At 49.8% G+C, this 6021-nt stretch carries 7 protein-coding genes; 3 read left to right on the top strand and 4 right to left on the bottom strand.

Annotation, left to right across the window (positions count from 1 at the left end):
• Positions 1-52: 52 nt before the first annotated feature.
• Positions 53-757 carry an IS6-like element IS26 family transposase gene (locus OGY08_RS00510; RefSeq protein ID WP_001067855.1) on the bottom strand — a complete coding sequence of 235 codons (705 nt, stop codon included), beginning with the start codon at positions 755-757 and terminating at the stop codon, positions 53-55.
• Between OGY08_RS00510 and OGY08_RS00505 the strand changes: the two genes are divergently transcribed.
• On the top strand, positions 758-1171 hold the full coding sequence (locus OGY08_RS00505) for a hypothetical protein (protein WP_286565362.1): 414 nt from the start codon (positions 758-760) through the stop codon (positions 1169-1171).
• 510 nt (positions 1172-1681) lie between these two features.
• Here the strand turns inward: OGY08_RS00505 and OGY08_RS00500 are convergent.
• A complete protein-coding gene (locus OGY08_RS00500; protein ID WP_008433904.1) occupies positions 1682-2275 on the bottom strand; it encodes a carbonic anhydrase in 594 nt (197 codons plus the stop codon).
• Between the two features lie 138 nt (positions 2276-2413).
• Here OGY08_RS00500 and OGY08_RS00495 point away from each other — a divergent pair, with 138 nt between their 5' ends.
• Positions 2414-3031, top strand: coding sequence for a TetR/AcrR family transcriptional regulator (locus tag OGY08_RS00495; RefSeq protein ID WP_281959997.1), 618 nt, complete (start codon positions 2414-2416; stop codon positions 3029-3031).
• 279 nt (positions 3032-3310) lie between these two features.
• Positions 3311-3919: a hypothetical protein gene (locus OGY08_RS00490; RefSeq protein WP_008433900.1), complete on the top strand. Its 609-nt coding sequence runs from the start codon at positions 3311-3313 to the stop codon at positions 3917-3919.
• A 100-nt stretch (positions 3920-4019) separates the two neighbouring features.
• Here OGY08_RS00490 and OGY08_RS00485 read toward each other — a convergent pair whose 3' ends face one another.
• Positions 4020-4976: a hypothetical protein gene (locus OGY08_RS00485; RefSeq protein WP_137496473.1), complete on the bottom strand. Its 957-nt coding sequence runs from the start codon at positions 4974-4976 to the stop codon at positions 4020-4022.
• A 277-nt stretch (positions 4977-5253) separates the two neighbouring features.
• Complete coding sequence (locus tag OGY08_RS00480) at positions 5254-5958, bottom strand: IS6-like element IS26 family transposase (protein ID WP_001067855.1); 705 nt, start codon at positions 5956-5958, stop codon at positions 5254-5256.
• Between the last annotated feature and the right edge of the window lie 63 nt (positions 5959-6021).

The raw sequence follows: 6021 nt of genomic DNA, 5'->3' as shown, positions 1-6021 counted from the left end.
GGCACTGTTGCAAAGTTAGCGATGAGGCAGCCTTTTGTCTTATTCAAAGGCCTTACATTTCAAAAACTCTGCTTACCAGGCGCATTTCGCCCAGGGGATCACCATAATAAAATGCTGAGGCCTGGCCTTTGCGTAGTGCACGCATCACCTCAATACCTTTGATGGTGGCGTAAGCCGTCTTCATGGATTTAAATCCCAGCGTGGCGCCGATTATCCGTTTCAGTTTGCCATGATCGCATTCAATCACGTTGTTCCGGTACTTAATCTGTCGGTGTTCAACGTCAGACGGGCACCGGCCTTCGCGTTTGAGCAGAGCAAGCGCGCGACCATAGGCGGGCGCTTTATCCGTGTTGATGAATCGCGGGATCTGCCACTTCTTCACGTTGTTGAGGATTTTACCCAGAAACCGGTATGCAGCTTTGCTGTTACGACGGGAGGAGAGATAAAAATCGACAGTGCGGCCCCGGCTGTCGACGGCCCGGTACAGATACGCCCAGCGGCCATTGACCTTCACGTAGGTTTCATCCATGTGCCACGGGCAAAGATCGGAAGGGTTACGCCAGTACCAGCGCAGCCGTTTTTCCATTTCAGGCGCATAACGCTGAACCCAGCGGTAAATCGTGGAGTGATCGACATTCACTCCGCGTTCAGCCAGCATCTCCTGCAGCTCACGGTAACTGATGCCGTATTTGCAGTACCAGCGTACGGCCCACAGAATGATGTCACGCTGAAAATGCCGGCCTTTGAATGGGTTCATGTGCAGCTCCATCAGCAAAAGGGGATGATAAGTTTATCACCACCGACTATTTGCAACAGTGCCCGAGACTTCCTGTTAGGCCAGGGCTTCGCGCGCGAGCATGCCGATACGGTGGCGCACGCCATTGCCGTGCACCTTAATTATCACGTTCCAGCTGAGGAACATGGCGCAGAGGCATTCTTGGTTACGCGCGGCGCTATCTGTGATGTCTTCGGCACCGGTGTGTCACGAATGTCTCAACAATCAGTAAAAGATGTGCTTGCCAAGTACTCCCGCGACGAACTCTACAGCGTCTTCAGCGCGACAGCATTTGAACACCTGGTCGGCACGCGATTTGAAGTTTCGTTCAAGGCCGTGACAAGTGGGCTGGTGGAAACAATTCCGCACGCACTTGATTTACCGCCTTTCGTTTAATCTGCTTACAGAATGTCCAGGCTGCGACTTACTTAGTTAGTAGTTCCCAGTCTGGCTTCTGCCCTTCCAAAATATCTTATAAGCCAACTGATGTTGTGGTGACATGGATCAGTGTTCCAAATACAAACGCGTTGGAGGCTTACAAAGAAAAGCTCTGTGGATACTTGTCGAGCATGCGATGAAACGGAGCGGAACGAGATCGTCAGCAGTCGGCTAAGGGAGAATACTGTAGCGAGTCACCTACCCAGACCTTCACGTGCGTGGCTTAGCAGGGACGAGATGTCAGGAGCTCATCGCGCGGGGGGCATCGATCGCCGGAGACGGCTTACCAATTAAGTAGATAGTTTAAAGCTGCCGACCTCCGTACGAGAGCCAGCAACGGCCGCACCGCCATTATTGGGCGGTCAAGGGGTCTCTTCAACGAACGACGTGCCGCCACCTGGGGGCTGAAGCCCATATCCAACGGCATGCAAAATGCGGCGACCACCACTGTCAGTCGCCGCTCTGAAATCAAGCCTCGGCCTGGTCAGGAATGTCGCTCACTACCTCAGTCAGCTCCAGCGTGTCGATATTGTAGAAGAAGCCGTAGATCTCGACGTTCGCTGGCACCCCCGGATTTGCTCGAACAACTCCAACATCGTATTTGAGCGAGGTCTCGAAATCCGAAATGCAGATGCTGTCATGGTCAAACGCCGAGGAAATATCGCTGCCGTGCTCATGTTTGAACGCGTCAATGATGCCTTCATTGGTGAACGACGTCGCACCGCAGAATGAGTGGTGCACAACCACAACCCTTTTGATGCCGAAGAGATGGACCATCGTCGCAATTGACTGCACACCTGCGACGGCACGACCACCAGCGACAGACACGGGGAATAATGTCGTCGTATGTCCTACCCGATTTCCAGCTTCATCGAGAACGTTTTCGCCCGGGTAGACCTCGCCAAAATGCTTGGCAACAACGGCCGGTATTTCCGAAGCACGTGGATCGAAGCAGTGGATGACGATGGTATTGAGACTCACCGCCTTGGCGAAGAGCGGGCGGAACTCCGCTTCGTTGTACCAAGGCTGTGCTTTGAACGAGAAATCATTGAAGTTGGGCATTTTGTGTCTCCAGCGCTCTTGAATATTTTGTGACTGGGCCAAGCCAGTCAGCAAAAAGTACACAGATCTGTCTACCTTTTCAAGAAAAAAGTAGACAGATCTGTGTACCCTTGGTAGGGTGCAGGCTGGAGAATTTCTATGACGAATTTTGCTTCTAGTTTCAAAGACCTTCTCTTTGAGGACATTGCATCTCTCAAGCCCCGGGATCGTATATTAAAGACGGCAATCGTCCTCTTTAATGAACGCGGTGTGCACACTGTCGGAATTGATCGAATTATTGCTGAGAGTGGTGTGTCGAAGAGAACTTTTTATAACTACTTCCCTTCTAAAGCGGATCTTATTGCCGCCTATTTGGATTTTTGGCACTGGCTGCGATTTACGAACCTTGACAAGTACGCTGCGCGAGTTTGCGGCGATCCAAAAGCCGAGCTGCTGGCAATTTTTGATTTCCTTGAGTATTGGTTTTCCGAACAAGATTTCAGAGGCTGTGCATTTGCCCGAGGCCTGAATGACTTTAATGATGACGCATCGCAAATTCTGCGCGCCAAAGTTAGTGTGCACTTCGATGAATGGGCCAACTTCATTATGAAGCGGTTATCCCAGCTCGTGGAACCTGAAAAGGCGGACATCATCCTCCCGCAGCTTCTAAGCCTAATTACCGGAACAACCGTAGTTGCCCACGCCTCAGGCAACGTAAAAATCGCGCAACTGAATAAGAACATAGCTGAAGCACTCTTAAGTGGTCGAGTAATCTAATCTCGAAGATTAATTAGTGCATAATAGCCAACTCGAAAGCGCAATATAAACTGACTCATAGTCGCGGTAATATTTAAAATCTCGGATACGGACCGCCTACCATCCTGCAAGGGCGTGGTTTAATTTTACCTAACCAACGGTAAGCTGAACGAAACGATGAGAATAAAGTACACAGGCTCAGTACCTATGGTTAGGTCCGAACCGAGGTTAAGATGCAATATTTAATACCATAAACGTAGTGCTGAATTTATAAACCATCTCAAATGGAGCATTGTGGTAATGGAAATAGAAAATATCCTGAAGCTTTTAAGTCCTGTGGGTGTAATAGCAGGTGTTGCAAAGATCATCTACGAACACTCCTCCAGCAGCAAACACAAATTAAGGGACGACTACCGCTTTGCTAAGGATTTTCTTAAAGACATGGAACACCCTGACGGCCTTCACCATCTTGCCGTTCAGCGAGGCTATTATGCATTGGCGGGTACAACATCCATAAACGTGACTGACATTGCTTATCTTATCTCTCTGGAAAACCCAGACAAGTCGTTGAAAGATTACGCTCTAGCAAGGAATTATGTTGAGTTCAATGCGAAACTGAATCGAGTGGTCTACAGACCTAAGGTAAAAAGTAAATTTTCCAGAAGGTGGCGACAGACTGCGCATTTTAGCGCCTATTTTATATTCGCTTATTTATCCATATCACCACTCATTCTCCCTAGCTACTATAATCTCGGCTCACACTTCATGTGGTTGGCAATAGCCACTTTCCCTGTGTTTGGTTTTTTTGCGTTCCAAACACTGCGCAGTTTTATCAGAATTCAAAGAGGTGAAGCTTTGGTCAATGAGCAGAAAAAACACACCACACTGATTATTATAGAAAAAAAATAAGCGCAGCTATAATCGACTTCTGGGCTGGTGGCCACTTGCTGAGATAAGCGTTAATCAAAGTATCGTCCGCGCAGATCTTCGGCAAGACTAACGCCAGTGACTAACAGCGGATTGACAGGACGGCGCAAAGACAGTCCAGCAGATGATTTAAGGGAGCATCGACATAAATGAGGATGAAGTCAGGGACGGCAAGCGACAAGAAATACCTGATCATCACCAAGTACAGTACAAGACAGAATGACCAAGAAACCCAATAGACGGCTCGTCCCGAACCGATGGGATTCTCCACCAGTCGTTTCCAGTCCGTATCCGACATGAAGCTATACAGCTTTTTCCGCCAGTCCCGTCGGCTGTTATCTGCCAGGTTGTTGAACCTCAAGCTGGAGACAGTGCTGACCAAGATACTCAGGAACAACAACACAGCGACACCAAGCTGGAGAACCTTCATAGAAGCGTCTGGAATGGCGTTGGGTAATACGGGGGCTTTAAGCGCAGCTACGACGCCTGCTACGGCAAAATCTCGCCAAAGCGCCGAAACCAAGTCCCGGGTTGCGGTTTGGGTTTTGTTGACCTCTTCTTGCAAGCCTTTTCGGAGATCTCCCAGGCTCTTGACGGCCTCTTTACTTTGTTCTTGAAGATGGAAAGCGAAAGCTTCCTTCGCGCCGGCAAAACTATTAGGCAAAACATCATTGGTCCCGGACGGCCAGGTTTCCGCAGCGCTCCAGTTGATGCCGACATGGTTATTTAGCAGCTGAAACTTCGTTTCTGCCTCGCGAGGCGTGGCATAGACCCACTCACAGACATCATGGATCAGTTCAAAATTGATCTTGTCCCAGCACGTGTGTTTTTCGATAGGAATCGGTAGGGATCGCCCTCCACGAAAGAATACCTGGGCATCTTCCCCTTCGGACCTGATTTCCGTCGGCAGACAATAAATCAATTTTTGAACGGCGACGCTCGACCACGTTCGAAACGACTCGCTTGACTCCTTGGGCTTGTCATTGAGCAACCAGGCATCGATGTATTGCGGAGTGAATCGTTGCGTGAAATCACGCACCAGCTTGCCAGGCTTTTCGGGGGCTTGTTTGAATTCGGATAATGCCCACTCACGCCCAAACGGTTTCACGGAAAACAGAAAAGTTGAAAACTCAGAAAAATCGCCAGTGACCTCGATGCACTTTTGATTTTTGAGGCTTTGACCGCTGACCGAAAGCCCTTCCAGCCAACCTTTGAAACCCTTCTGACTGAAGAAAAGACACCGATCATCCTGGGTGGTCTTTTCGGCACTGTTGCAAAGTTAGCGATGAGGCAGCCTTTTGTCTTATTCAAAGGCCTTACATTTCAAAAACTCTGCTTACCAGGCGCATTTCGCCCAGGGGATCACCATAATAAAATGCTGAGGCCTGGCCTTTGCGTAGTGCACGCATCACCTCAATACCTTTGATGGTGGCGTAAGCCGTCTTCATGGATTTAAATCCCAGCGTGGCGCCGATTATCCGTTTCAGTTTGCCATGATCGCATTCAATCACGTTGTTCCGGTACTTAATCTGTCGGTGTTCAACGTCAGACGGGCACCGGCCTTCGCGTTTGAGCAGAGCAAGCGCGCGACCATAGGCGGGCGCTTTATCCGTGTTGATGAATCGCGGGATCTGCCACTTCTTCACGTTGTTGAGGATTTTACCCAGAAACCGGTATGCAGCTTTGCTGTTACGACGGGAGGAGAGATAAAAATCGACAGTGCGGCCCCGGCTGTCGACGGCCCGGTACAGATACGCCCAGCGGCCATTGACCTTCACGTAGGTTTCATCCATGTGCCACGGGCAAAGATCGGAAGGGTTACGCCAGTACCAGCGCAGCCGTTTTTCCATTTCAGGCGCATAACGCTGAACCCAGCGGTAAATCGTGGAGTGATCGACATTCACTCCGCGTTCAGCCAGCATCTCCTGCAGCTCACGGTAACTGATGCCGTATTTGCAGTACCAGCGTACGGCCCACAGAATGATGTCACGCTGAAAATGCCGGCCTTTGAATGGGTTCATGTGCAGCTCCATCAGCAAAAGGGGATGATAAGTTTATCACCACCGACTATTTGCAACAGTGCC

The organism is Citrobacter sp. Cpo069 (genome assembly GCF_030332785.1).
GTDB classification, from domain to species: Bacteria; Pseudomonadota; Gammaproteobacteria; order Enterobacterales; family Enterobacteriaceae; genus Citrobacter; species Citrobacter portucalensis.
This window is presented reverse-complemented; position numbering and strand designations above follow the sequence as displayed.